The sequence below is a fragment of the Streptomyces sp. AC558_RSS880 genome (genome assembly GCF_019049255.1).
In the GTDB taxonomy this organism is placed as follows: domain Bacteria; phylum Actinomycetota; class Actinomycetes; order Streptomycetales; family Streptomycetaceae; genus Streptomyces.
The window spans coordinates 55,884-81,057 of sequence record NZ_JAGMUJ010000029.1 but is presented as its reverse complement, the minus strand read 5'-3'; the positions used below and the strand labels follow the sequence as shown (position 1 = coordinate 81,057).

Annotated in this window: 20 protein-coding genes; 5 read left to right on the top strand and 15 right to left on the bottom strand. The window is 71.7% G+C overall.

Going from position 1 to position 25,174, the window contains the following annotated elements:
* Positions 1 to 13 precede the first annotated feature (13 nt).
* From KUM38_RS10615 to KUM38_RS10600, 4 genes are read right to left on the bottom strand one after another with little or no spacing between them, the layout of a single operon-like run.
* Entirely contained in the window at positions 14 to 1,342 is a 1,329-nt protein-coding gene (locus tag KUM38_RS10615) for a hypothetical protein (RefSeq protein WP_217129060.1), read from the bottom strand.
* Positions 1,339 to 4,026: a hypothetical protein gene (locus KUM38_RS10610; RefSeq protein ID WP_217129059.1), complete on the bottom strand. Its 2,688-nt coding sequence runs from the start codon at positions 4,024 to 4,026 to the stop codon at positions 1,339 to 1,341. Before KUM38_RS10610 ends, KUM38_RS10615 begins: the two co-directional genes overlap by 4 nt.
* Complete coding sequence (locus KUM38_RS10605; protein WP_217129058.1) at positions 4,023 to 5,255, bottom strand: hypothetical protein; 1,233 nt, start codon at positions 5,253 to 5,255, stop codon at positions 4,023 to 4,025. The genes KUM38_RS10610 and KUM38_RS10605 overlap by 4 nt, the downstream gene beginning before the upstream one ends.
* Positions 5,256 to 5,263: 8 nt before the next feature.
* Positions 5,264 to 7,288: a hypothetical protein gene (locus KUM38_RS10600; RefSeq protein WP_217129057.1), complete on the bottom strand. Its 2,025-nt coding sequence runs from the start codon at positions 7,286 to 7,288 to the stop codon at positions 5,264 to 5,266.
* Between the two features lie 746 nt (positions 7,289 to 8,034).
* On the opposite strand from KUM38_RS10600, the gene KUM38_RS10595 reads away from it, so the two are divergent.
* Positions 8,035 to 10,749, top strand: coding sequence for a CHAT domain-containing protein (locus KUM38_RS10595; protein ID WP_217129056.1), 2,715 nt, complete (start codon positions 8,035 to 8,037; stop codon positions 10,747 to 10,749).
* A gap of 89 nt (positions 10,750 to 10,838) precedes the next feature.
* Here KUM38_RS10595 and KUM38_RS10590 read toward each other — a convergent pair whose 3' ends face one another.
* The 4 genes from KUM38_RS10590 to KUM38_RS10575 form a co-directional block, all read right to left on the bottom strand.
* Entirely contained in the window at positions 10,839 to 11,657 is an 819-nt protein-coding gene (locus KUM38_RS10590) for a hypothetical protein (protein ID WP_217129055.1), read from the bottom strand.
* Positions 11,639 to 11,998 (bottom strand): hypothetical protein, encoded by a 360-nt coding sequence (locus KUM38_RS10585; RefSeq protein WP_217129054.1) that lies wholly within the window; start codon positions 11,996 to 11,998, stop codon positions 11,639 to 11,641. Before KUM38_RS10585 ends, KUM38_RS10590 begins: the two co-directional genes overlap by 19 nt.
* A gap of 118 nt (positions 11,999 to 12,116) precedes the next feature.
* Entirely contained in the window at positions 12,117 to 13,238 is a 1,122-nt protein-coding gene (locus tag KUM38_RS10580; protein ID WP_217129053.1) for a Gfo/Idh/MocA family protein, read from the bottom strand.
* A 219-nt stretch (positions 13,239 to 13,457) separates the two neighbouring features.
* On the bottom strand, positions 13,458 to 14,489 hold the full coding sequence (locus KUM38_RS10575; RefSeq protein WP_217129052.1) for an aldo/keto reductase: 1,032 nt from the start codon (positions 14,487 to 14,489) through the stop codon (positions 13,458 to 13,460).
* Positions 14,490 to 14,593: 104 nt separating this feature from the next.
* Between KUM38_RS10575 and KUM38_RS10570 the strand changes: the two genes are divergently transcribed.
* Both KUM38_RS10570 and KUM38_RS10565 read left to right on the top strand, forming a co-directional pair.
* A complete protein-coding gene (locus tag KUM38_RS10570) occupies positions 14,594 to 15,049 on the top strand; it encodes a MarR family winged helix-turn-helix transcriptional regulator (RefSeq protein WP_217129051.1) in 456 nt (151 codons plus the stop codon).
* Positions 15,050 to 15,229: 180 nt separating this feature from the next.
* Positions 15,230 to 15,706 carry a hypothetical protein gene (locus KUM38_RS10565; RefSeq protein WP_217129050.1) on the top strand — a complete coding sequence of 159 codons (477 nt, stop codon included), beginning with the start codon at positions 15,230 to 15,232 and terminating at the stop codon, positions 15,704 to 15,706.
* A gap of 474 nt (positions 15,707 to 16,180) precedes the next feature.
* Here KUM38_RS10565 and KUM38_RS10560 read toward each other — a convergent pair whose 3' ends face one another.
* Both KUM38_RS10560 and KUM38_RS10555 read right to left on the bottom strand, forming a co-directional pair.
* Entirely contained in the window at positions 16,181 to 17,866 is a 1,686-nt protein-coding gene (locus KUM38_RS10560; protein ID WP_217129049.1) for a ribonuclease J, read from the bottom strand.
* A 265-nt stretch (positions 17,867 to 18,131) separates the two neighbouring features.
* Positions 18,132 to 18,326, bottom strand: a complete 195-nt coding sequence (locus tag KUM38_RS10555) for a hypothetical protein (protein ID WP_217129048.1) — start codon at positions 18,324 to 18,326, stop codon at positions 18,132 to 18,134.
* Between the two features lie 201 nt (positions 18,327 to 18,527).
* On the opposite strand from KUM38_RS10555, the gene KUM38_RS10550 reads away from it, so the two are divergent.
* Complete coding sequence (locus KUM38_RS10550; RefSeq protein ID WP_217129047.1) at positions 18,528 to 19,313, top strand: hemolysin III family protein; 786 nt, start codon at positions 18,528 to 18,530, stop codon at positions 19,311 to 19,313.
* 269 nt (positions 19,314 to 19,582) lie between these two features.
* Here KUM38_RS10550 and KUM38_RS10545 read toward each other — a convergent pair whose 3' ends face one another.
* Complete coding sequence (locus KUM38_RS10545) at positions 19,583 to 19,921, bottom strand: helix-turn-helix domain-containing protein (RefSeq protein WP_217129046.1); 339 nt, start codon at positions 19,919 to 19,921, stop codon at positions 19,583 to 19,585.
* Positions 19,922 to 20,975: 1,054 nt separating this feature from the next.
* Here KUM38_RS10545 and KUM38_RS10540 point away from each other — a divergent pair.
* The gene (locus tag KUM38_RS10540; RefSeq protein ID WP_217129045.1) at positions 20,976 to 21,335 is read left to right on the top strand and encodes a hypothetical protein; all 360 of its coding nucleotides are present in this window, start codon (positions 20,976 to 20,978) and stop codon (positions 21,333 to 21,335) included.
* A 102-nt stretch (positions 21,336 to 21,437) separates the two neighbouring features.
* On the opposite strand, the gene KUM38_RS10535 is transcribed toward KUM38_RS10540, so the two are convergent.
* The 4 genes from KUM38_RS10535 to KUM38_RS10520 form a co-directional block, all read right to left on the bottom strand.
* Positions 21,438 to 21,746: an SCO5918 family protein gene (locus KUM38_RS10535; protein WP_217129044.1), complete on the bottom strand. Its 309-nt coding sequence runs from the start codon at positions 21,744 to 21,746 to the stop codon at positions 21,438 to 21,440.
* Between the two features lie 49 nt (positions 21,747 to 21,795).
* Positions 21,796 to 22,200, bottom strand: a complete 405-nt coding sequence (locus KUM38_RS10530; RefSeq protein ID WP_217129043.1) for a CBS domain-containing protein — start codon at positions 22,198 to 22,200, stop codon at positions 21,796 to 21,798.
* 46 nt (positions 22,201 to 22,246) lie between these two features.
* Positions 22,247 to 23,743, bottom strand: a complete 1,497-nt coding sequence (locus KUM38_RS10525; RefSeq protein WP_217129042.1) for a DEAD/DEAH box helicase — start codon at positions 23,741 to 23,743, stop codon at positions 22,247 to 22,249.
* A 343-nt stretch (positions 23,744 to 24,086) separates the two neighbouring features.
* Positions 24,087 to 24,290, bottom strand: coding sequence for a cold-shock protein (locus KUM38_RS10520; RefSeq protein WP_217129041.1), 204 nt, complete (start codon positions 24,288 to 24,290; stop codon positions 24,087 to 24,089).
* Between the last annotated feature and the right edge of the window lie 884 nt (positions 24,291 to 25,174).

The window sequence follows — 25,174 nt, the reverse complement described above, 5'->3', positions numbered from 1 at the left end:
CGACGGAGACGGATCAGGTTTCGGGCGGGACGGGCAGGGGGCCGAGCGGAAGGCGGGTCTCCGCGTCCGCGCCGCTCGCCACCGGGCGCAGCACGAGGGTCGCCGCCCCGTCCGCGCCGACGCGGACACCGACCCGGCAGAGCCCGTCCGGGGTGCCGGCGGGCAGCGTGACGTCCGGCAGCGGGACCGGGCGGCCGTCGGGGCCGACGGCCTCGACCCGCAGCGGGCGTCCGGCCGCCGCGTCGGGAAGCACCTGGACCGGCCGGCCGTCCCTGACGGCGAACACGATGTCGCCGCCGGGCTCCAGGGCCCCGGCGGGGGCCAGTTCCAGCGCCTCGGTGTGTGGTCGTCCGGCGGCACGGCGGTGGGTGCTGATGCGGACGGCGTACGGATAGCGGTCGCCGGGGTCGGCGAGTCCCGCCGCCACCAGGGCGCCGCCGGCCGCCGCCGCGTACCCGGGGTCCACGTCCGCGGGCAGCGGCAGCAGCCGGTGACGCTCCGCCAGCTGCCGGGTGAGCGGTTCGAGCCGGGCCAGACCTCCGGCGAGCAGCAACGGCGGCCGCGCGGCCGCGCCGGGCGGCGCGGCGACCTCGTCCAGGGCCTGCCGTACCGCGTCGATCAGCGGCGGAAGGGATCTCCGTACGGTCCCGGCGGTGATGTCCCGGTCGCCCAGGCGGTGGACCGGGGTCTCGTCGAACGGGTCGGGGCGGCGCACGGCCCTGGCCACGGCGAGCCCCAGCCGGCGGCCGTCGGGGTCGTCCAGGCGCGCGGCGGCGAGTCTGCGGTGCCCTTCCTCGTCGTCGGGCAGACCGGCGGCGGCGAGGAGTGCCGCGTCGAGTTCCGCTCCCAGACGGCCGGTCGGCCCGGTCGCCTCGGCGGTGGCGCGAAGCAGCACCGAAGGGCCGGCCAGTGTGCAGCGGGCGGCGTCGACGGCGCGGGCCCCGGCATCGCACACGAGGTACTCCTCCCCGGTGTCGGCCGCCGCGCCCGCGGTGTGCCGGACCAGGGCGAGCAGGGCGTGCGCCGTGCCGATCGCCCGGACCCGTGGACAGCCCTCCGCGGCGAGGGCCGCCGTCGCGGGGCCGGCCGACGCCTGTGCGGTGCGCCGCGGCAGGACGACCACGGCCCCGGCGGGCGGACCGTACCGGGCGAGGTAGGTGCCGTACGCCTCGCGCAGCGCGGCCACGGGCCGGCCGCGCACGGCGGCGGAGAGCGGCAGCCCCTCGCCCGGCACGTCACCGGGCAGCGGTACCGGACGCGGCGGCGCGGCGCCGGGCCGTGCGACGGCGAGCCGGGCGTAGCGGGTGCCGATGTCGAGGGCGAGGGTGTGCGGCGGGTTCATACGCGGTCGTCACCTCGCCCCCGCCGCCAGCGCCGCCAGGAGGACTTCGTGTCCTGGTCGGACTCGGGACAGGTGCCGGACGGCGGGCGGGACGGGCCGTGGTCCGGCCCTCGGCCGGGGGACGGCGCGGGCTGCGTCGGCGGTCGCCGGGACGGCTTCTGGCGCAGGAGCCTGATCGCCTGCTCGACGCTGTCCTTCAGCTCCTCGTGGCCGTCCAGTGCCCGCTGCCGGACCAGGTCACCGAACCGCTGCTGGGAGATGGAGTAGTAGAGCAGATGACCGAGCGCCCGCTGCGGCGAGGCACGGTCGAGGTGCCTGGCCAGGCGGTGGAGCGCGTCGCCGCTTCCCGCCCGGTCGTGGAGCCAGGGTCTGATCGCCTCGAGCACGGCCGACGGGTACTCGATGACCTCCTGCACGCGGTCGGCGTACCGGGAGTGGGGGCTGGCCCGCACGATGGCGTCACCCAGCTCCTCGGGAGCGGCCGTACGGGTGGCGACGAGCCGGCGGATGTCCGCGGTGTGGGCAAGCCACTGCAGGTCGGGGTGGCTCCTCAGATGGTGCTCCCACTGCGCGGGCATGCCGTGGGTGATCCAGTCCCCGGTGCGTTTCAACAGCTCGGCGATCCGTTTGAGCACCGGTCCCTCCAGGCTCCTCACGCCGCCTGCGGCCGGATCTCCCTGGGGGTGGATCAGCTCCCACAGGACCGGATACGGGACCTGTTCGGGCCGGTCACCGACCAGCCCGGCGGCCAGCGCGGCCTCCTCCCAGCTCAGCAGTCCCAGGGGGGGCAGCTCCCTTCTGAGGACGGCGGCGTATTCGGCGGGCGCCTCGCCGTCGTCCGCCAGACACCGTGACCGCCGCATGTCCGAGTCGAGCAGAGGACGCTGGAACAGATCGGCCCACGCGGCGTGCTTCCCGGTGAGGCCGGGCCGCAGCGGTACGAGGGCGTCGACCGCGCGGAACAGGAAGGCCCGGTCCGTGTCCGTGCCGCTCCGTCCCGCGGCGACGTCGTACAGCTCCGGCTTGAGCCAGGAGAGGGCATCGGGATTGCCGGCGTGACAGGCGAGTCTCAGGCCGGTGCGCCAGGCCGTCGCCAAGACGTCGGCGAACGCGTCGATCTCCCCGCCGTCCTGGACGACGAGCGGTTCGCCGTGGAACAGCGCGGCGCCGCGCAGCCAGTTCGGCGCCTTCCGTTCGCTGTCCCCGCGGGGCAGGTCCAGCAGGTCCCGGACCAGCCGGTCGTCCAGAGTGTTCTGCTCGGCGTTGACGTCGAGCCAGGCCAGGGCCAGTTCCGGGCGCCGGAGGAGAACGGCGTGCACGGCGGCGGCCGTGTTCTCGTCCAGATCCCGCTGCAGGGCGTGCAGCAGCGCGCTTCGCGACCGCAGTCCGTCCGGCGTCGTGGCCGCCGCGCCCCCGTCCAGGTAGCCGGCCAGGACCAGGGCGTGGGCCTGCCCGTCCCGGGGCACCGCGGCGGCTGCCAGGTCGAGGACGGCACGCACCCGGGGAAGGGTCTGGCTCTCGACGTCCCAGGAGTTGAGTTCGTCCGCGAGGGCCTCGCCGGCCCGCGGGGACCAGTGCTCCAGGAGCAGGCTCCGGGCCTGCGCGCTCTCCGCCCCGGAGCGGCCGCCGGGCAGGGCGCAGCGCGCCAGGTGTCGCGCCAGCGTGGCGGCGTCCGGCTCGGTCAGACTCTCCAACGGGCGCAGGCTCAGCAGCCTGGCCACATCGTTCAGCCGGCTCGCGCCCCGGTCGATGTCCCTCAGCACCACCGCCTGGAGATCGAGATCCCGCAGGTGCTGCAGCGCCTGCTCGGCGTCGTGCGGGGTCAGCGGGGTGCGATGGGACAGCAGGTGGGGGAGCAGGGCGTCGACGCCCTTCTTGTCCCGCAGCCGCAGCAGCTCCGCCAGATAGGCACGGCCCTGACTCGAACGGGGCTCCTGCGGCGGCTGCCCGCGGAGTACGGCATGGCACTGGCTTCCCCTGGGACGCAGCGCGAAGGTCAGCCGCAGCTCGTGGTCGGCGCCGTGACCGGCCCAGGTCGCGGCGGACAGCCAGGCGCGGCTGCCGTACGGCAGCAGGGCGCAGATCCCGTCGAGCACGGCGACCCGGGTGACGGCGTTCAGACCGGCGTACTCCGGGGACAGCGTGATGACCACGTGCCGCCCTTCGAGAAGCAGCGCGGCGCACCGCGCGGCCCACTCGAACCCGATGTCCTGCTCGATGTACCGGGCCAGCTTCGTGACCATGGTGGGGGCCGCGTCGAGGACGAGGTGCGGCGCCTGCTCGGCGCCCGGGCCGACGGCCGGCCACTCGGCGTCCAGGGCGGCGGTGTAGAGCGGGGACCAGGTGAGCCCCGCGCCGCTGACCGGCTGCCAGTCGAGGAGCAGCAACCGTGCCGAGTAGCTGATCCGGCCGGTGGCGTCCCGCCCGCCCGACCAGGTGGTCTCCACCAGACCTGTCACGGGCCGGCCGGCTTCGGTGCCGCCGAGGAACGCCACCCAGGGCAACGCGTCGGGGGCGTGGACGCGATCGGCGCGCGGCGTCTCCGTGGACGCGGCCCAGAAGTACTTCTGGGCGACCCGGGGTTCCACGCTGCCGGCCTGCACGTCGTAGGCCACCTGCCCCGGCGCCTTGCCCTGGAGGGACCAGGCGGCGTGCACCGAGGTCCCGGCCGATGCCCCGCTCACCTGCGCCCCCGCCAGAGCCTGCCACCTCCGCGCGACGACCCCCGCAGTCCTTCCTCAAGGGCCATCAGCGGCTCGATGACGTTGATCGGCGTCGGCGGGGAGCTGCAGATCCGCTCGCCGTCCGGCTCCACATTGACGTAACTGCGGTAGTCGAACTGGCTGTTGGCGTTGAGCTGGAAACCGATGGCGGAGGTGGCGTAGTAGGACATCCGGTCGGGGTGGAAGAAGTTGCCGAGGGCGTCGCGGACCAGGCGGGCGCTGCCACCGCGGAAGCTGTTGCAGATCCAGTCGAAGAAACCCCGCGCCTGGTGGTCGGGGACGCGCGGGATGACGCCGACCCGCTCCTGGGTGACCCAGCCGGCCCGCAGCGCCGGCTCGAAGACGTCCGGGTGGTCGAACTTGGTGATGCACACCGCGACGTGGTGCGGCAGCCGGCCGTTGCGCAGGAGCCGGTTCTCGTCGCGCACCCGGGCCGCCATCTGAGTGGCCATCCCGTAGAAGTAGTTGATGCTCGCGGTCTGCTGGTTGGCGTCCAGGAGCGGGTCGAACAGGTAGACCAGGCCGCCGCAGCCCGACAGATGGGTCACGGCCTGCTCGTGCAGGTCCTCGGCGACCTGGTTGGACCTGGGGTTGAACGCCTCTCCCGGGAGGTCGAGCACCTCGAGCGCGAACGAGATCTGCCGACGGCGGAAGCCTCCGATGCCCTGTGCGTCGCCGGTGAAGGACCATCTGAGGTCCCGCTGCGCCCGGGTCGCCTCCGGGAAACTCTGCCGCGACACCAGCTGGTCCACGCTGTCCAGCAGGAACTCCTGGGAGGACGGGTCCATCCCGGCGATCACCCAGTTCACCTGGGCGCGTTGCTGGTGCTGCATGGCGCCGATCGGCACCGCGCCCAGGAACGTCGTCTTGCCGGACCCGGAGGCTCCCCACACGCCGATCCTGACGCCGGCGGGAGCGGCCCCGCCCATCTGCGGTATGGCCTTCGGCGGCGTGACCCGGTCGGACACGGTGTGGCTGTCGGAGGCGCCGGCCTGCAGCGGCTCCGGTACGGGCCGGAGTGCCGGGGCGGGGGCCGGTCCCTCGGCGCCGGGCTTGCCGTTGAGGGCGAGCGACTGCCAGGTGCGGTCCGCGTCGGGGTGCCCGTTCGGGGACTGCCTCTGCTCCGGGGAGCCGGCCTCGTCCCCGGAGCCCTCGGGCTCCGGGTCGGGCCGGCGCTGCTGTGTCGTCATGGGCCGGTTCAGCTCCTAGGTGGGTCGGATGGCCGTGGGGGGAAGGGCGGCGCGGTGAACGCGAGCGGGGTGCCGTCGGTGTCGTGGGACCGCTCGGCGGTGAGGGCGAGCGCCGCCTGCTCCGCCGAGTCGGTACCGGGCCGGAGCAGGAGGCGGTCCGGGCCCGTCAGGTCCCGCCAGGCCCGGGAGAGGTAGCGGCACAGCCGGTCCCCGCCGGGTGTCCCGGGAGCGACGGGCGCGGTGAAGGGCTCGGCCCGGACGCCGACCCGCACCCCCCGGTGACGCAGGGTCCGCAGCTGCTCCCGCCAGTCGACGGCACGCGGGCAGCCGGGCACCAGGCCCTCCTGCGTGTACGGGGCCGGCGGCCGGCCCCCGACCACCAGGAGCACCTGGTCGGCCGGCCCGTCGCGCTGCCCGGCGGTCATTCTGGCGGCCTCCCTGAGCGCGTCCTCCAGCGAGGAGGTGAGGGAGCGCCGGGGCCGTACCTCCACGGTCAGCTCCCGTAGGTGTCGCAGTGCCCGGCCGGGTGTCCCCGGCCGCACGGCCCGGACGACCTTCCGGTCGGGCTGGTGCTCGTTGCGGGGCGCGTGGTCGTAGTAGCCGATCACCGCGGCCCGCAGGCCGCCGCCCGCGCCGCCGTGGCGCTCGGCGGCACGGATCAGGTCGCTCGTGAAACCGACGCGCTCGGCGACCTCGGCCCGGTCGGTGCCGGACATCTCGACGGCGCAGATGAGCTCCACGGGCCTGGGCCGCCGGAGGTGCCGCGGCATGCGGGCGAGCACGGCGCGCAGGTCCGGTCCGGGTCCGTCCGGTGCCTCGGCCAGGATGTGGCCGCCGTCCGTGCGCACCTCGATCTCGCCCGGTCCGTGCAGGACGAAGGTGAGGTGCGCGGAGCCGAGTACGGGCAGTTCGGCACGGGGCAGGCCGAGGAGCGGGGGGCGGTGGTCCGCCGAGCGGTAGTGACCGGCGAGCAGCGGCAGTACGACGGTCAGGGTCTCGGACGGCGCGGCGCCGCCTCCCGGGGGCGGCACCGGGAGGCCGCCGTGCACGGTGACCGAGGCCGTCCGGGTCTCACCGGGGGCGAGCCGTAGACCGGCCTCGAACAGGACGTGGTGCGCGAGCTCCACCGGAAGGTGGTCGCCCGTGCCGGTTCCGGCCCGCGCCAGGAGCAGGGTGTGCGGTTCGCGCAACGGTGCGCCGCGCAGCAGCCGGCGGACCCGGTCCGTGGTGGCGGACACCGTGCCCGGACCGGGTGCGGGGGCCGGGGCGCTCTCGGTACGCGCCGCGCAGGAATCGTGCAGTACGGCGGCAGCCCGGTCGAGGAGGGTCCAGCCGACGCCACCGCGCAGCAGCACCAGCGCGGTGGTACGGGTGCCCGTCCCCCCGCACGCGCTGGGCACGACGGCGTGCAGCCAGTCGCGCACGGCCCGGTCGAAGTCCGGACGGTCCACCGGCTCGACGGTGCCGATGCCTCCGGCGAGTTGGAAGCGGCGCGGGGCTTCCGCGGGGGCGAGCCCGGGGACCAGCTCGGTCCAGGGCGTCTCGGCGTGCGGGCGCGCGTGCGGCAGACCGGCGGCGTCGGCGTACGCGCGTACCACCGCCGCCCGTCGGGTGCCGAACTCGACGAACAGCACCTCGGGCACCTCACCGGTGGTGAGCCTGTGCAGCAGCTCGGCCAGGGCGTGCGGTTCGGCGGCCGCCGCGGGGGCGGGGAGTGCGACGGGGCCGGGGCCGTCGGAGGGGTGCGGGATGCCGGAGGGCGCCGGGCGAAGCAGCCCGGCGATCTCCGCCTGCTCGGCCGGACCGCTCAGCGCGCGCCGGGCCGCGTCGAGGTCCCAGGCGTGCGCGGCGGCAGCCAGCTCGGCCGCTGCGGACCGGTGGTCCTCCTCGGTCGCGGCCCCCAGGACCGGATCCCCGAAGAGCAGGAATCCACACGCCCGGCAGCGTCGTTCGCCCCGTCCCGGGTGGAGGCAGACAGGGCAGCGCACCACCAGGCCGGACCGCTTCTCGTCAGCTCCGGAAGAGAGCAACACGTTCGCGGTGCCCTCTCAGAGCGGCCTGGAGCGATATCCGCACCCGGCGACACTTCCGATGGACGTCACATCTGCCCCCTTGCCCCTGCTGTACTGCGGCATCCCTCCTCGCAGCGGCACCGGACGGTGCCGCTGCGAGGAGAAGCCCGGTCCGAGACGAGCCCGAGGAACTATCCGGTCACACCGGGCCCTGTAGTCAACTCCTGGACATCCAACGCGTTTTCGTTGGTTCCCCCCCAAGGGACGGCCCATTGTCGCGAGCGCGTTCCCAGGCCGCAACCGGTCCGCTGCCCTCAGTCGTCTCATGAGTGGACTCGTGGGCGCATTGATGCACTCCCTCGTGCACGATGCGCCCCCTCGCGCCGTGTCGTACGGCACCGACGCCTCCGCACCCGGCGCGGACCGCTCAGGAGGGAGCGGCTTCCCCTCCGGTCCTCCACTCGAGCGCCCCATGGCTCAAGTCAACCGGATCGTCCGGTCGGGGACCGGTCGCGGTCGGGGCGAGTATCGGCCGGGACTTCGCCGCACCACTTCCGCCGCCGCCGGAGCACGCACCACGGAGTGGACGTCCCACCGCGCACCGTCGCCGCCCCGGCCGTGCCACCACGGTGGCCGGCTCGCCGCCACCCTGCCGCACGGCGTCATCGCCACCGGGGAAGGTGTGGGACCGTCTTCGGACAGTGCGTGTCGTGTGGATTACGGATCGTCGTGGCCGAACGGCCGAACGGCGGAACGGGGGAGGCGGAATGGCCGTATCGAAGGAAGACGCCGACGGACTCGTCGCGGCTGCACGGAAGTTGACGGTCGAGGGTTCGCCGGAGGACTGTGCGGCCGTGGCCGAGGCCTGCAACCATGCCATGGACGCCGGGGCTCCGCTGAGCATCACACGGCCGACGGTGGAGCTTCTGGCCGCTTGCCGGGCCAGGATTCCCCAGGACGACGAGTGGCAGGCCGATCTCCTCGGACTCGAGTCCGTGGCCTGGCACCACCGGTACCGGCGCACCGGTGCGGACGAGGACCTGCGGCGGGCGACCGTGGCGGTCGACGCGGCCTGCGCCCTCACCGGCCCCGGTCATCGCTCCCACCATCGGCTCCGGGCCCAGCAGGCCCTCATCCACTCGTTGCGGCCGGGTTCGGGGGCGGTCCCCCTCGATGTGCTGAGGGAGGCGGTGGAGGCCCGCGACCCCAATCCGCGCAACCACGCCGTCAACATGCTCAATCTCGCGGGACAGTTGAATCTGCGGTACCTCGCCACGCGGGACTTCTCCGCCCTGGACGAAGCCATCGGTCTTGCCGAGCAAGCCCTGGCTCTCGACGACCGTACGGACGACGAGGACTACCCGTGGCGTCTGCTGTGGGCCGGACAGCTCCACGCCCAGAAGGGTCACGACACCAGGGATGCTCCGACCCTCAAGAAGGGGGTGGAACTGCTCCAGAAGGCCGTGACGCACGTGCCGCCCGGTCATTCCTTCCTGCCCGGCCTGCTCAACCAGCTCGGAGCCGCCATGCACGCGCACTCCAGGTTGAGCGGTCCGGGAGACGCGACGCGCAGCGAACTCACCGTGGCCGTCCACATGATGCGGGCCGCGCTGCACATGACCGACCCGACGGTGCCGGACTACCCCACGTTCGCCTCCAATCTGGCCATGGCCCTGGCGGGCCTTTCGAAGGAGACCGGGGACGCCTCCCTGCTGGACGAGGCGATCGCCACGGCCGAGAAGGGAAGCCGGGCGGCCGCCGCCAGCCCCACGGCCCGTGACGCGGAGACCCTCACCCCGGTGACAGGGCTCCTGCGCAGCATGCGGGACCGGGACGACCCCGCGGCGATCCAGGCGTTCTCCACGACGTTCGACGGATCCCACCGGCTCAGTGCGGTCCTGGCCGGACAGCTCGGCGCCGGCCTGGCCGCCCGAGCCGGCGACTGGGAGACCGCCGCCCGGCTGACCCTGCGCGCGGTGGAGGCCCTTCCGCACGCCGCCTCGGAGGCGCTGAGCGTGGAGGACCGGGAGAAGGGCCTGTCCACGATCGCCACCAGCCTGGCCCGGGACGCCTGCGCGCTCGTACTCCGGACGGGCGGTTCGGCGGACCGAGCGCTTCAGGCCCTGGAGACGGCCCGGGCGACGCTGGTCGGCCAGGCTCTCGCCCGCCGCAGCGATGCCGATCTCGATCCGGTTCGCGCGCTCGCTCCGCACCTGGCGGAGCGCATGCGGGAACTCCGCACGGACCTGGCGCGGGTGGAGGACGCGCCCTACGGCCCGGCCGCCGACCGCCGCCACCGGCTGACCGACGCCGTCCACGAGGCGACGCGGCGGATTCGTGCCGTTCCCGGTCTGGAGGACTACCTGCGCGCACCCGGCGCGGATGTGCTGCGCCGGCGGGCGGGGACGGTACCTGTGGTCACCCTCAACGTGAGCGACTACCGGTGCGACGCGCTCGTCCTCCGGGCCGACGAGGAGACCGGTGTGGTCCCGCTGCCCGGTCTCGTCCTGCACGACGTGACGGAGAACGTCCGGCGATTCACCACCGCGACGACGGAGCTGACCCGGTGGCCCGCGCCGGGGCCCGCCGCGGCGAAGAAGCACCAGCGGGAGGTGCGGGAGGTTCTCGCGTGGCTCTGGGAGTCGGTCGCGGAACCCGTGCTCTCCGCGCTGGGCATCACGCCCGCTCCGCGGGACGGCCGTCTCCCCTCCCGCCTGCGCTGGTCGGCGACCGGTCCGCTGACACTGCTCCCCCTGCACGCCGCCGGGCTGCCCGACGTACCCGGCGCGTGTGTGGCGGACCGTGTCGTCTCGTCGTACACGCCGACTCTGAGGCTGCTCGACGACGCCTCTTCCCCGGCCACGGGGACGAGCCGCCGTGAGGGGCACCTGGTCGTTCCGGTGCCCCACTCCTCGCTCATGCCGCACCGGCCGTTGGAAGGAGCGGGGCAGGAGGCCGCGCACGTGGTCTCCACCGTCCCGGGGGCGCGGCCGCTGCCGGAGGAGGCGGTGTCGGCGCTTGCCGTGAGGGCCGGTCTGCGGGGCGCCCGGGGCGTCCACTTCGCCTGTCACGGGCAGAGCGACGCGCGGCACCCGTCACGCAGCCACCTGGTCCTGCGGGACGAGACCCTCACCGTCGCCGACCTGATGACGGAGCGACTGGACGGTCTCGAGCTGGCCGTCCTCTCGGCCTGCAGCACGGCACACGCCGGCGAGCGGCTGCCCGACGAGGTCCTCCACCTGACCTCCGCCTTCCGCGTCGCGGGGGCCCGCCATGTGGTGGGCACCCTGTGGGAGACCGGCGACCGGTCCGCGGCCGAGTTCACCAAAGCGTTCTACACCTCTCTCGGCGCACTGCCGTACGACGGCACCCGGGACACCGCGGACGACAGAGTGGCCGCCGCCGTGCACAGGGCGGTGCGGCAGGTCCGCGCGCAGCAGCCGTCCCCGCGGGCCTGGGCACCCTTCGTCCACGTGGGCTGACCCGTCGCGGACCGTCGACCTGTCACGGACCGTCGACCCGTCGCGGGCCGTCGACCACGACGCGGTGACGCGACGTCAGGGGCGTCGTGTCACGGGCCGCCGGATGCGGTGCCACGCCTGCGGACCGGCGGCCCGGACGGAGCCCGCCAGCGTTGCGGCGCGGGAGGGTCGGCAGCGGCGAGCCGCTTGTGGAGCGTGGGGGCCAGCTGCAGCCCCACCTCGGCCGGGTCGGCGGCCGACGGAGGCGTGATGCCCAGCGAGCGCGCCACGGGACGCAGGCCGATGTCGACGGCGCTCTCCACCAGTGCGGCCATCTCCACCGTGCGCTGCCGGGCGAGCACCCATCCGGCGCACAGCACCACCCCACCGATCACCGCGGCCGGCCACCACCAGCAGCCCAGCACCAGGTACCCCAGCCCCCACGCACCTACGACGGTGGCGGACTCGACCGCGGTGATCACGGACCGCAGTTCCTTCCGTATGTGCGGAGCCAGGACGAGCCAGAGCCGGGGCCAGAGCATCTCCAGATCGATCCGGTAGTAGTCCGACACCCGCTGCTCGACGTTCCGCATGTGCCGTCCCAGGGACCTCGGCCACCGGGCGAACCACAGGAGGAGCACCGCGTGTCCGGTCATCCTCGCCGTCAGGCCGGCCAGTGCCGCCAGCACGATCAGCCCGGCCGCGATCGCTCCCAGCGTGCCGGGGCGGGTGTCCTGCGCGCCGTCGTACCAGCCGGAGACGGTGCCGGCCAGGCGCTTCCGGTCCGTGGCATGACCCTGGCCCAGCGCGGAGGCCACCCACGCGGCGGCGACGAACAGGCAGCCGGGGAGGGTGAGCAGGGAGAGCCAGCGCTCGGCGACCTTGCCGCCGAGCCCGGCGAGGAACCCCGTCACGACGGCGATGTCCATTTCTCGGGCATCACAGCCCCCTGGACCGAGCAGCGCCGTCGCTCCTCGGGTGCGCCCGCCTCGGCGTCGCGCGAGCAGACCCCGTTCGGGCAGACGGCCCGCAGGACCGCGCCCTTGCCACCCTGCAGCCCGGGGAGCATGACGTAGCCCCCGCCGCGGGATGCCTCGACCTCCTGACCCATGGACCGCAGGACGGCACCGAGCCGGTCCGTACAGTCCTCACCCCGGGCCGCGGCAGCCACGCACGCCTCGAGTTCGGCCCGCTGCGCCTCCGTCTCCGCGACGTCCCGCAGTTCGTCCAGGTAGGTGCAGCACCACGCGATGAGGTCAGATCCGGCCACTTGTGCTTCTCTCCCCCGTACCGGCCGTGCGGTCACGGCCGTTCCCTTCCTTCTCCGGGCAATCTCCAAGAAGCATAGGGACGTTGGAGATCCCACGCACTGGCCACCGAGCGACGGGTCACGCTGCCGCGATGACGGATGCGATGCTGCGGTGCCGGGCGACGCCGTGCGCGAAATCGGGTACGCGTGACGTGCCCTCCCGCAGGTCCTCCAGGAACTGCCGGTAGGCGTGGGCGACCGCGTAGGCCGACGCGTCGGCTCGGGGTTCCAGTCGCGGGACGCGGACATACGATTCCGGCACCGTCATGGGAGTGAGTGCGGTGGCCGTTCCGCGGCCGCCCTCCAGGGTGAGCGGGCTGAGCTGTGGGTGGCCGATCGGGGCGGTGAGGACGAGGTCGCCCTCGGTGCCGTTGATCTCCCAGCGGAAGTTGGTTCCTCGGGACGTGCCTCCGCGGTAGTGGAAGGTGGCCACCGCTCCGCCCGGCAGCCGTCCCGAGGCCACCACCTGGTCCGCGGCGGTCATCGGCACGGGCCGTCCGCTCTCGGTGTCCACGGCCGACGTACGCCTCGACACCAGTTGGATCCGCAGTTCCTCGGGCTCTCCCAGGACCGACGCGAGTCCGTCGAGAGCGTGGCTGAAGGGAATCGTCAGCAGTGTCGCGCCGTTCGCGGCGTCGAGCACATAGTGGTCGCCGGGGCCGACGGTGGCACCCCAAGCGCCACCGGAGCCGACCACCGTCGTGGACAGCACCTCCCCCACATAGCCGTCGGCCACGAGATGCCGTGCGTGGACGAGCGCCGGGTGCGACCGTGCCTGGAGTCCGACGACGGTCGGCACGGCGCGATCGCGCGCCGACCGCGCCATGTCCTCGGCCTCCGCGAGCCCGTTGCCCAGCGGCCACTCGCACAGCACGCTCTTGCCGGCGCTCAGCGCCGTCCGCACCAGTTCCCGGTGGTGCGGCACCTTCACCGCCACGACCACCAGGTCCACCTCGTCGCAGGCCACCAGTTCGGCAGCCGTCCCGAAGGCACTGGGCACACCGTGCTTCTGTCCGGAGCGCTCCGCCGATTGTTTCGAACTCGCGCTCAGGGCCCTCAGCTCATACCCCGGGACGGCGCGCAGGGCGGGCAGGTGAGAGCGCTCGGCCCAGCCACCGTGCGCCCCGAGTCCTATGATCCCTACTCCGATCGGCTTCCCGGACCGGGCCGACTCGGCAAGCAGTGACTCGGATGTGTTCATGATTCGTCACCTGTTTCTTTGTGTGAAGGGCACGGAGTGTGAAGGGCACGGACGTCACTCGCAGGGGCCATGGAGCAGATACGGAAGTGACCCTTCACGCGCCCGGTTCATGAGAGGTGGGGTCGCGTGTCGAGCAGGCGCCCGCGCGGGAGATCCACACCCGGTGGGTGCGGGGTCACCGGAAGGCCCGAAGCCTGGAGCCGGCCTGGCCGTCGACGGTCAATTCCCCGTGTCTGAAGACGACTTCGGGCCGCGCTCGCTGTCCAGCAAAGCCATGAGGGGTGCGGCGTAACGGGTTCCGGCCACCGCGCCGGCCGGGACGGCCTCGTCCATCCTGCCGAGGTCGGCCTCGGTCAGGGTGACGTCGGCCGCCGCCAGAGCCTCCTCGATGCGGTGCGGTCGGCGGGCGCCCAGGACGGCCACGACGGTGCCGCGCTCGCGGCCCCGGGCGATGACCCAGGCGGTGGCGAGCTGCGCGACGCTGATGCCGTGTGCGTCGGCGAGCGGTCGCAGCCGGTCGACCAGGGTGAGGTTCGTGGCGAGGTTGTCGGGGTGGAAGCGGGGCAGCCAGTGGGTGCGCGGGTCGCCTCCGGCGGGTTGCCGGTAGGTGCCGGTGAGCAGACCGTGTGCGAGGACCCCGTAAGCGGTGACGCCGATCCCCAGCTCGCGGCAGGTGTCCAGGATGCCGTTGGTCTCGGGGTCACGACTGAACAGGGAGTATTCGATCTGCACGTCGCAGATCGGGTGCACGGCGTGGGCACGGCGGATGGTCTCCGGCCCTACCTCGGAGAGTCCGATGTGGCGTACGTATCCGGCCTGGACCAGTTCGGAGATCGCGCCGATCGTGTCCTCGATCGGGGTGTCGGGGGCGAGCCGGGAGGGGCGGTAGATGTCGATGTGGTCGGTGCCGAGGCGGCGCAGCGAGTAGGCGAGTGCGTTCTTCACGTGGGCGGGACGGCCCTCGATGCCGACGAAGTCTCCGTCGGGGCCGCGCAGGCCGCCGAACTTGACGCTCAGGAGCGCCTTTTCGCGATCGCCGTCACGGAGTGCGCGGCGGATGAGGTCCTCGTTGTGCCCCATGCCGTAGAAGTCGGCGGTGTCGAGGAGGGTGACGCCGGCCGCGAGGGCCGCGTGGATCGTGGCGATGGCATCGGCCTCGTCCGCGGGCGCGGTGTGGTCGGACATACCGGCGCAGCCCAACGCGAGAGGGGCGACTCGTAAGCCGCCGGTTCCAAGGGTTCGGGTTCGCATGAGTCCTTCTGCGGGGTGGAGTGACGAGCGCGGCCGTCAGGGGCCGACGAAGCGGCAGGCGCCTGCTAGCGTTGACATCTCAACACTAGAAAGGGTGCGTTGATATGTCAACATCGGACGCCAGGGCTCCCGAGCCGGACGAGGCACCGACCGAGGCCGCACTGGATCCCGTCGCCCTCTGGTCCGCCTTCAAGCGCGCCCACGAGATCGTCCGAACCCGTGTGATCGCGGACGCCGCCGAGGCGGCGGGCCTCTCCGAGCCGGACCTGACGATCCTCGCCGCCCTGAACAAGGGCGGGGGGTCCCTGCGCCAGAGCGAGCTCGCCGCGTCGCTCGGCTGGGACCGCACCCGCCTCTCCCACCAGCTCACCCGCATGAGCAAGCGTCAGCTCGTCACCCGCGAACGCGCCGACGGTGTCATCGTCACCCTCACCGACACCGGACGCCAGGCCGTCACCGCCGTGCACCCCGGCCTTGACGCCGCGGTGCGCCGCCACTTCACCGACAAGCTCTCCGCGCAGGAGATCGAAACACTGGACTCCGTTCTCCGCCGGCTGTAGCCGCCGGACCACGAAGCCGACAAACCACACGGACACGACCGCCCGGCCAACCCCGAGCAGCTCGTCCCGCCGGTCAGAGGACCCGACTCACCAGGTCGCCGCCTTCTGGACCGCCTCCTCGAGAACGGTCCATGAGACAGTCGGGCACGGCTCACCGATCGTCATCGAGGAGAAGGATGCATGAGAGCGTTGCCCGCCGTCACCGACCGTGATGAGTTCGATGCCCTGGTCGTCAGGACCGACTACCTCGACGACCATGCGTGGCAGGACGTGGCGGCGGCGCTGACGGAGCCCTGGGGAGACAGGCAGTACGAGGCACGCGTCCACTTCATCGACGATCCGGCCTGGGCAGGGGCGACCGTCGACGAGGTGCTGACTGCGGTCTGCGGCGACGACACCCTGGCCGTCGTCTTTCTCGCCGACCGTACAACCATGCAGGCCGAGAGCCATCCGCTGCTTGCGGTCACCACGCTGACGCGGGAGGAGTGCGTGGACGAAGAGGACTACGAACAGCTGACCGAGTTCGGCCGCGATTTCCGCACCATCCCCGCAGGGCTCCACGACATCCACGCGAACCTGAGCATCGGCAACCTGGGCTTCGAGGAGTACGCGGCATGGGCTCACGATGATCCCGAGGGGATCTACCGGTCCCTCTGAACGGGCTCACGGAACTGCGGAACGGCGCCCGCCGGCGTTGTCGCCACGCCCTTTGGCCCATCACGGCGTCGCAGGACATACCTCGTCTCGTGGCGCTCACCTGGGCCACCGCGGCCTGACTTCTGCCCGAACGGAACGCATCCCCCGTTCGGACGCCCGGTGCGCCTCCGGCGAAGGGCGCGGGCAGCGCTCCATGAGCCCATCGGGGCCGACAGTGCACAACACCCGTACGAGGCGGCCTTGCCCTACGTTGCCGCTCGGGCAGCAGGTCAGCTGCTGGAGGGGCTGCGGTATGCCCGGCGCAGCGCTCCCGCCACCGGGCCGCCCCGGGCGCGCCCGGGGCGGAACCCGGGCGCTGTTCGTACGGGCCGACCCGGTGGGCCGGTGATGAGGCTGGACATCAGCGACGACTCGTCGCCGAGTTTCACCTCGTACACATCGGCGCCCGACCCCGGACGCCTGCCGGGCCGTGGCTCAGGCGTCGATGATGACGGGGATGATGAGGGGCTTGCGGCGGTGGGTGCGGAACGCCCAGTTCGCCACGGCACGGGCGATGAGCTGTTCGAGCTGGCGCGCGTCCCCGACGCCTTCCTCGGCCGCGGTGGCCAGGGTCTTCTCGATGACGGGGACGACCGGCTCGAAGGTGGTGTCGTCGTGGACGAAGCCGCGGGCCAGGAAGTCGGGGGCCTCGGCGAGGGCGCCGGTGTCCGCGTCGACGATCGCCACCACCGTGACCACACCTTCCTCTGCGAGGGTGAGGCGGTCCTTGAGGGACGCCTCGGTGGCGCCGCCGACTTCCATGCCGTCCACGTAGACGTTGCCGGCGGGGACCTTGCCTGTGATGGACGCGCGCCCTTCGACCAGGTCGACGACGACGCCGTCCTCGGCGATGACGATCCGGTCGGGGTCGACGCCGGTACGGATGGCGAGGTCGGCGTTGGCCCGTAGGTGGCGCCATTCGCCGTGCACGGGCATGACGTTGCGGGGTTTGACGATGTTGTAGCAGTAGACGAGTTCGCCGGCGCTGGCGTGCCCGGAGACGTGCACCTTGGCGTTGCCCTTGTGGACCACGTGGGCGCCCCACCGGGTGAGTCCGTTGATCACCCGGTAGATGGCGTTCTCGTTGCCGGGGATGAGGGAGCTGGCGAGCAGGACGGTGTCGCCCTTGCCGATGCGGATCTGGTGGTCGCGGTTGGCCATGCGGGACAGGGCGGCCATCGGTTCGCCCTGGGAGCCGGTGCACACCAGAGTGATCTTGTGATCGGGGAGCTTCTCCAGCTCCTTCGTGCTCACGACCAGACCGGAGGGGACCTTCAGATAGCCCAGGTCACGGGCGATGCCCATGTTGCGGACCATCGACCGGCCGACGAAGGCGACCTTGCGGCCGTGCTGGTGGGCGGCGTCCAGGACCTGCTGGATGCGGTGCACATGGCTGGCGAAGCTGGAGACGATGACCCGGCGCGGCGCGGTGCGCATCACCTGCTCGATCGCCGGGTTCAGTTCACGCTCGGAGGTGGTGAAGCCGGGTACTTCGGCGTTGGTGGAGTCGGTGAGGAACAGGTCCACGCCCTCCTCGCCGAGGCGGGCGAAGGCGCGCAGATCGGTGATGCGGTCGTCGAGGGGGAACTGGTCCATCTTGAAGTCGCCGGTGTGCAGCACCATCCCGGCGCCGGTGCGGATCGCGACCGCGAGGCTGTCCGGGATGGAGTGGTTGACCGCCACGAACTCGCAGTCGAAGGGGCCGAAACCGCGCCGGTCGCCCTCGCGCACGCGCACCGTGCGCGGCCGGATGCCGTGTTCCTTGAGCTTGGCCTCCAGGAACGCCAGCGTCAGCTTGGAGCCGACGAGGGGAATGTCGGACCGCTCGCGCAGCAGGTACGGAACGCCGCCGATGTGGTCCTCGTGGCCGTGGGTGAGCACCACGGCCACGATGTCGTCCAGCCGGTCCCGGATCGAGGTGAAGTCCGGCAGGATCACGTCCACGCCGGGCTGGGTCTCCTCGGGGAACAGCACACCGCAGTCGACGATGAGCAGTTTGCCGGCGTGCTCGAAGACGGTCATGTTGCGGCCGATCTCCCCCAGGCCGCCCAGGGCGATGACCCGCAGCCCTCCTTCGGGAAGGGGCGGAGCGGCTTTCAGCTCGGGGTGCGGATGACTCATACCCTGACGGTACCCGGAGAGCGGGACGGCATGATCCACCGCCTGTGCGATCTCTTCTTCCCGACGGTCCGGGGCACCCACACCTGCTGCGCCGGAACAGGGAGTGGTGACAGGCGGTAGCGCCTTCGGTGGGTGAGCCGTGGGCCCGGTGGTGCCGGCGGAGCTTTCGTGTCCCTTGTCGTGGTGGCCGGCGTCCGCGGCCTCCTTGTGCGCCTCGGCACTGGTCCACTCGGTGTACAGGCGACCCTGGTGCCGTCGGCGTTGTTCAGGACACGCGCCGAGCCTCGCGAGGGCGGCTGTGAAGCCTCCGCGCCGCAGGGTCGGCGGCGTCGTCGGCGTCGGCGGCGTCGGCGTCGGCGTCGGCGTCGGCGTCGGCGTCGGCGTCGGCCCACTGTGCGCACATCAGCCCACCGGCCCCGTCGGTGCTCAGAAGCCAGGACAGTGCGGCGCGCCCGTACACCGAGGGGACCGCAGTCGTGTCAGCACGGACCCGTCCTCACGACCGGCTTCGAGCCGTGGGGGGGGCAGCCCCGGTCGGTGGCGGGTCGCCGGTCTCCGCGCTCTCCTGATGGCCGAGCAGGCCCGTGCGGTGAATTGCCGGCTCGACGTCATGACCCGACCTTCGAAGACACTGTTACGGGGAGGCTCTTACCATGATCGGATGGCTGCCGATGATGCCCAGAAGACCGAGGCAGGACGGGAAGTTCCGTCCGAGGACGCCGCCCTGGCCGAGCTCCCCGGCGGATCACATCATGGCCATGCCGGAGAGAAGCCTCACCCGGTGGCCGACCTGGTCGAGTGGGCGAACGACCTGGTCGAGCCGGTCAAGCCGAAGCTGCGTGGCTGGCTCCATGCCGCGATGGTTCCCGCCTCGTTGTCCGCCGGCATCGTCCTCGTCTGCCTGGCCCGGACCCAGCAGGCGGCCCTGGCCTGCACTGTGTACTCCGTCACCGCCTGGCTGCTGTTCGGGACGAGCGCCGTCTACCACCTGGGCACCTGGGGGCCGCTGGGCGAGGCCGTCCTGCGTCGCCTCGACCACGCCAACATCTTTCTGATCATCGCCGGCACCTGCACCCCTCTGGCCGTCCTTCTCCTCCCCCCTGACCGGCGAAACCTGTTGCTGTGGATCGTGTGGACGGGCGCGCTGACCGGCATCGCCTTCCGCGTCCTGTGGGTCAACGCTCCCCGCTGGCTCTACACCCCCTGCTACCTGCTCCTGGGGTGGGCACCGGTGCGTTACCTGCCCGACTTCCTCCACACCGGCGGTGCGGCCGTAGTCACCCTTGTAGTGACCGGCGGCCTCCTCTACAGCGCGGGCGCGGTGGTCTACGCCGTCCAGCGCCCCGACCCCTCACCCCGCTGGTTCGGCTTTCACGAGGTGTTCCACGCCCTGACCGTGGCGGCCTTCACCGCGCACTACATCGCCATCTCCCTCACCGCCTACTGACCACAGCAGCACGCACCTTCACTCCTGTGGAACGGAGCCGTCGCCGCACTCGCGGCCCGATCAACGGCCGTCTGGGGGATGCCCTTGAGAAGAGGCGGCGCCCAGGCTCGGAGCCTGCCGGCCACCTCACCCGCTGTGGGAGTGCCGTGACCGGGGCCGAAGACGAGCGAAATGCCGGTGGAACCGACCGGACACGAACACGAACCCAGCGGTACAGCCCGGCCGTGCGCGGTTGTGACGGCCCGCCGATACCGGCGGACCCGCTCACCTCAGGCCGCGGCCGACGGACTGGACGGCCCAGCGGCGCGGCGGTACTCGGCGTTGATGCGCTGGGCTTCTTCGAGCTGGTCTTCGAGGATGATGATCCGGCATGCGGCCTCGATCGGCATGCCCCGGTCGACGAGCTCACGCGCCCGGGCCGCGATGCGCAGTTGGTAGCGGGAGTAGCGGCGGTGTCCGCCCTCGGAACGCAGTGGTGTGATCAGTCGCGCTTCGCCGAGGGCGCGGAGGAAGCCGGGAGTGGTGCCGAGCAGCTCGGCGGCCCGGCCCATGGTGTAGGCGGGGTAATCGTCGTCGTCGAGACGGCTCAGCGACTCGTCTGCTGTCATCTCACCTCTCTGTGGAACGCGTGGAGGGGCCTTGGTGCCGTACGGCACCAAGGCCCCGAAGGAACTGCGACACCATCTGCCGGCCCTAGTGCTGCGCCGGCCTACTGTTTCCGCCCAGCCGCCCGATACTCCGACGGGTGTGCGGGGATCGCGGATGCGTGACCGGAGACCACCTGCCTATCGATGTCCTGCGGTACCCGAGCTCGTGTCTTCCGCCCGGGCGATCCCGATGGTGCTCGTCTCCTCCGTTCTTCCCTCGGAACCAATCACTTGCAAACAGGAACTGCGTACTGCTGATACCGCGAACTGCTGGTGACCTTGTACAGCGCCACCCCCCGGCGGTCGGCCCCGTCGCCCGTTCTGCGTCTGCTCCGGCTCGAAACCCCACCACCGGGCTCCCCGGCGCGCGCGTCCGCAGTCCGACGCCTTCACCGGGGCACCACTCGATACAGCACTGCTGGTACCGCAACCGCATCGACTGCGGTCCTGCTCACGGCGGCCCCTCATCACTTCGGGCCACCCGGTCCGGTCGTCAGTCCCGTCACCGTCGTACGACAACCTGGCTTCGGAACTCCACCACCGCACCGTCGTACGGGGACTGCTGCCCGGCAGTTCGTGTCTGCCGGGCCCTGTCAGATCTCGACTACGAGAGAAACCATAACCGCGGGGCCTCCGAATGTCTATCCTCGCAACCACAGATTTACTGCTGCCGGACGGTGAGGACTCCCGATGAGTCGATCTGCGCGGCTGGGGGTCGTCCGTAGCGCCGCCCCGCCGCACGGACGGGACCCAGAGCCACCCGCCGAGCTTTCCGTGACGCCGCCGACCGGCGCGGCGCGCCGCCGACCGCGATCCTCAGCCCCCTCCGGCGAACACGGTGGCTCCTGGGTCGGCGAGCGGAGCGCAGGAGCGGGCGGGACAAAGGCCGGGGCCAGGATGACCCTGCTGAGCACGGTGTCCGCCAATGCCCCGGGCGAGCCGTGTGCGGCCCGTCTCGGCCGGTGGTGCCACCGGCCGAGACACCCGGACGGACCGAGGCATAGAATTCGATCTCATGCCGAAACCTGACGAGCTGATCGTTGACATCGCCGCCCTTGTGGAGTCCGGGCAGAGCAATCAGATGTCCCTGACCGTGGTCACCGGTGGTGCTGTCATCACCGGTCGACTGGCTCCCGAAGCCGTGTGGAGGCAGAGGGTGTCGGAGGTGCTGACGGACTCCGCGCACCTGCGGGATTTCTCCGCCGTCTTCGACACCCCCGCGAAGAAGGACGGCCCACCCACGCATCTGCACTTCCACGTCGCGCGGATCCTGCAGGGCACGGTGGGGATCCCGGAGACGGGCGGGATGTACCGCATAGCGATCGAGGACGTCAGCGCCTGGACCGTGGGCGACTTCAGCTACTCCGACCACTGACCCGCCGCCGCGCCGGGAGCGGCACGTCACGCGGTGAGGGCCCCACCGGCATGTGCCGGTGGGGCCCTCACTGTTCTGTTCGGCTCCCGCTCGTCCCGTTGGTCAGCCGGACAAGGGGGTGCCGAGCATCGCGGAAGCCCGCTGCAACGGGCTTTCCCCGCACGCAGGTGCGGCCTCGGGAAGGGCGCGACAGGTGAAGCCGAGCCGGGACATGGCCCGCAGGACCTCACCGGCGCTGAAATCGCGACGGTCCTGGCGGGTGACGACCTCGCCGACCTGCTTGACGGGGTAGTGGCGGCGTCCGATGATCACGGACTCGCCGGTGACCGGTTCGGGCTTGATGCCCTTCATCGATTCCAGCACTCCGCTCTTGGTCAGGTCGAACGGGAAGCGGGCGATGACACAGCGCATGATGCCTCACGAGGAGAAGGGGAGACGGGGCCGACCGCCGTGAGGCGGTTCAGCGGGAGAGCGCGAGGACGCCCAGAGCGTTGCCCTGTTCGTCGACCACGGGCAGGGCCCCGAGCCGGCGGTACCGCATCGCGCGCTCGACTTCGGCCCTCGTGGTCAGCGGCGAGGCGAAGGGAGCGATGACGTCGGCGATGTCACGCAGACGGATCCGGTCCGTGTACCCGGAGCTGTCACGAACGGCCGTGAGCCGGGCCCGGGTGACCAGGCCGGTGCACAGACCGTCATCGTCACAGACGACCAGATGCCCCGTACGGGCGGCGGCCATCACGGACAGTGCCACTTCCACGGTCATGTCCTCCCAGACCTGCGGTCCGGCCGCGTCCATGGTGTCGGCCACCGTGCCGTGCCCGGAGTGGGCACTCGCCGGACGGAACTGCATCTGGGTCAGCGTCAAAGGGTGCCTCCTGCGGGGATGGGTCGGCTTCCTGATCACGAAGGTTCTATGCCGCCGTACCGACAGTGGACTGCCGTACGGGCGCGCGGCGGGCCGCCGAAGCGGGGCGGCGTCGGCCGCGTGAGGTCGCACCGCGCTTCTTGGGGCGTTCGGCCACCGGTGCGGTGATGACGACCGGGACGCCGGAGGGGGCCTGGGCGCCGGTGATGCGGTGCAGGGCCTCCTCGCCGGCGCGGACCCGGGTGGTCTGCGGGACGATGCCGGCTGCTGCCATGAGGCGGGTCATGGCGCGGCGCTGGCTCGGGGTGACCAGGGTGACGACGCTGCCGGACTCGCCGGCGCGGGCTGTGCGGCCGCCGCGGTGGAGGTAGTCCTTGTGGTCGGTCGGCGGGTCGACGTTGACGACGAGGTCGAGGCTGTCGACGTGGATGCCGCGCGCCGCTACGTTGGTCGCCACCAGCACGTTGACGTGCCCGGTCTTGAACTGCGTCAGCGTGCGGGTGCGCTGCGGCTGTGACTTCCCGCCGTGCAGGGCGGCGGCCCGTACCCCGCTGTTCAGGAGGTGCTCGGTGAGGCGGTCGACAGCGTGCTTGGTGTCGAGGAACATGATCACGCGGCCGTCGCGTGCGGCGATCTCGGTGGTGGCCGTGTGCTTGTCGGCGCCGTGGACGTGCAGCACGTGGTGTTCCATCGTCGTGACCGCGCCGGCCGAGGGGTCGACGGAGTGCACGACGGGGTCGCTGAGGTAGCGGCGCACGAGCAGGTCGACGTTGCGGTCGAGGGTGGCGGAGAACAGCATGCGCTGGCCCTCGGGGCGGACCTGGTCCAGGAGTGCGGTGACCTGCGGCATGAAGCCCATGTCGGCCATCTGGTCGGCCTCGTCGAGGACGGTGACGCACACCTGGTCCAGCCGGCAGTCGCCGCGGTCGATGAGGTCCTTGAGGCGTCCCGGTGTGGCGACGACGATCTCGGCGCCACCGCGCAGCACGCTCGCCTGCCTGCCGATCGGCATCCCGCCCACCACCGTGGCCAGCCGCAGTTTGACGGAGCGGGCGTACGGGGCGAGCGCGTCGGTGACCTGCTGTGCCAGCTCACGCGTCGGTACGAGGATCAGCCCCAGCGGCTGCCGGGCCTCGGCGCGCCGCCCCGCCGTACGGGCCAGCAGCGCCAGACCGAAAGCGAGGGTCTTGCCGGAGCCGGTGCGGCCACGGCCGAGGACGTCCCGCCCGGCGAGGGAGTTCGGCAGGGTCGCGGCCTGGATCGGGAACGGTACGGTCACGCCTTGCGAACCCAGCGTGGCCAACAGCTCCCGGGGCATGTCGAGATCGGCGAAGCCCTCCACGGCGGGAAGCGCGGGAGTGACCGTCTCGGGGAGGGCGAACTCTCCCTGAATCGCGGCAGGCCGGCGTCCGTAACCGCCGGAACGGCTCGAGCCGCCCGACCGGTTCGGGGCCGACGAACCGAATCGGCTGCCGCCCCTCCCGGAGTCGGCACCGCCCTTACGGGTACGGGCGAAACGGTCGTTCGTACGTGTGCGGTTCATGCGGAACCTTCCTCGATGCGGCACATATCAAGGAACTCCCGCAGCGATGAGCAGCACGGAGAATTGCAAGAACGGGCCGGTGGAACGCGACAGCGCATCTGGCCGACGGAAATCCGTACGCGCACAGGCGCTGAAATGAGTGGCGCGGAGTGGACGCAATGTTCGGGCGTCCATCGCGATGAAGCCATGACGGGTTGTGCGCACCCCTGAAGGATGCTTCGCATGCGGTGAGCATACGGGTCTCCTGGTTGCCGTCCTCAGGAGAAACAGCTACGGGAAACGCAAGCAGCTGGGACCCGCACCCCAAAGGATGCGGGTCCCAGCTACGAAATGCGCGTCAGCGTCAGGCGGGAACGATGTTCTCGGCCGTCAAGCCCTTCTGACCCTGCGCGATGTCGAAGGTCACCTTCTGGCCCTCGAGCAGCTCACGGAAGCCCTGGGAGGCGATGTTCGAGTAGTGGGCGAACACGTCGGCGCCGCCACCGTCCTGCTCGATGAAGCCGAAACCCTTTTCCGCGTTGAACCACTTCACAGTACCAGCAGCCATGTCATTTCTCCTTCGGGGCAGTGCCTCGGGGTCCGCACCGTGCGGACCCTGTGTCGCTGCGATGATCACCCCGCCCGGAAAAAGACCGGATATACAAAAGCGCTTCCAGTGGCACAGGAGCCGAGCCGGAGGCACTTGAAGTTTTCGGGAACCACAACTGCAACTGGGATCGACAGTAGCACGCCGCAGCGGCCTGCGTGCGGGGAAAAATCCGAGTTCATTTATTGCGGCAGAGAATCTGTCTGCGTGTTCCATTGAAACCTCAGCCCGCGGGCACAGATATTGATCCAGCCGGAGCGCAACGTTCCGGGAAGCATGGGGCGCGCCAAACGGCAGGTCGGATCACGTTTTCAGACCTGCGCACCGATCTTCGGACCGGCCGGAGCGTCGAACGAGCCTCACGACGGCTACCGAGGTCGTCGGCGGGCTGGACGAGGTGATGAGGGCCGGGCAGGGCCTGCGAGGCGCCCCAGTCGCGTCGGTCGAAGCGGACCGTCACCCGCCCGGGCGGCAGATCACCGATCACGTCGTTCCATGTGTCGGCGAAACCGCCCCAGTGGTGGACGAACACCAAGGCTGGTGCGGAAAACAGGTCGAGCAACCGCCGGCGAACCTCAGCGATCCGGAGAAATCGGGGATCGGAACCCCTTTGCCGCAGGCTCCCCACTGACTTCGGTTTGTCAGGGTGACGCTGGATCGTCGAGGGCCGGGCCGGTGCGGCTATGAAGCCGTCGAGGGTGCCGGGCCGGTACTGCCTCCAGTGTCTGCCGCGATGCCCTCTGGTAGTAGCTCTCGACGTCCGCGTCGGGTGGGTTCGGGGCCGATGCCGCCCTCGCCGCCCACAAGCCCACAAGCCCATAAGTGGGAAGCCATGCCGCTCATGG

Bases quoted from the DNA above. Each gene is read 5' to 3' on its own strand.
- KUM38_RS10570 (WP_217129051.1), top strand. From the start codon at position 14,594: ATGTCAACATCGGACGCCAGGGCTCCCGAGCCGGACGAGGCACCGACC.
- KUM38_RS10580 (WP_217129053.1), bottom strand. From the start codon at position 13,238: ATGAACACATCCGAGTCACTGCTTGCCGAGTCGGCCCGGTCCGGGAAG.
- KUM38_RS10595 (WP_217129056.1), top strand. From the start codon at position 8,035: ATGGCCGTATCGAAGGAAGACGCCGACGGACTCGTCGCGGCTGCACGG.
- KUM38_RS10615 (WP_217129060.1), bottom strand. From the start codon at position 1,342: ATGAACCCGCCGCACACCCTCGCCCTCGACATCGGCACCCGCTACGCC.
- KUM38_RS10540 (WP_217129045.1), top strand. From the start codon at position 20,976: ATGCCGAAACCTGACGAGCTGATCGTTGACATCGCCGCCCTTGTGGAG.
- KUM38_RS10575 (WP_217129052.1), bottom strand. From the start codon at position 14,489: ATGCGAACCCGAACCCTTGGAACCGGCGGCTTACGAGTCGCCCCTCTC.
- KUM38_RS10560 (WP_217129049.1), bottom strand. From the start codon at position 17,866: ATGAGTCATCCGCACCCCGAGCTGAAAGCCGCTCCGCCCCTTCCCGAA.
- KUM38_RS10525 (WP_217129042.1), bottom strand. From the start codon at position 23,743: ATGAACCGCACACGTACGAACGACCGTTTCGCCCGTACCCGTAAGGGC.
- KUM38_RS10520 (WP_217129041.1), bottom strand. From the start codon at position 24,290: ATGGCTGCTGGTACTGTGAAGTGGTTCAACGCGGAAAAGGGTTTCGGC.
- KUM38_RS10565 (WP_217129050.1), top strand. From the start codon at position 15,230: ATGAGAGCGTTGCCCGCCGTCACCGACCGTGATGAGTTCGATGCCCTG.
- KUM38_RS10545 (WP_217129046.1), bottom strand. From the start codon at position 19,921: ATGACAGCAGACGAGTCGCTGAGCCGTCTCGACGACGACGATTACCCC.
- KUM38_RS10605 (WP_217129058.1), bottom strand. From the start codon at position 5,255: ATGACGACACAGCAGCGCCGGCCCGACCCGGAGCCCGAGGGCTCCGGG.
- KUM38_RS10550 (WP_217129047.1), top strand. From the start codon at position 18,528: ATGGCTGCCGATGATGCCCAGAAGACCGAGGCAGGACGGGAAGTTCCG.
- KUM38_RS10590 (WP_217129055.1), bottom strand. From the start codon at position 11,657: ATGGACATCGCCGTCGTGACGGGGTTCCTCGCCGGGCTCGGCGGCAAG.
- KUM38_RS10535 (WP_217129044.1), bottom strand. From the start codon at position 21,746: ATGCGCTGTGTCATCGCCCGCTTCCCGTTCGACCTGACCAAGAGCGGA.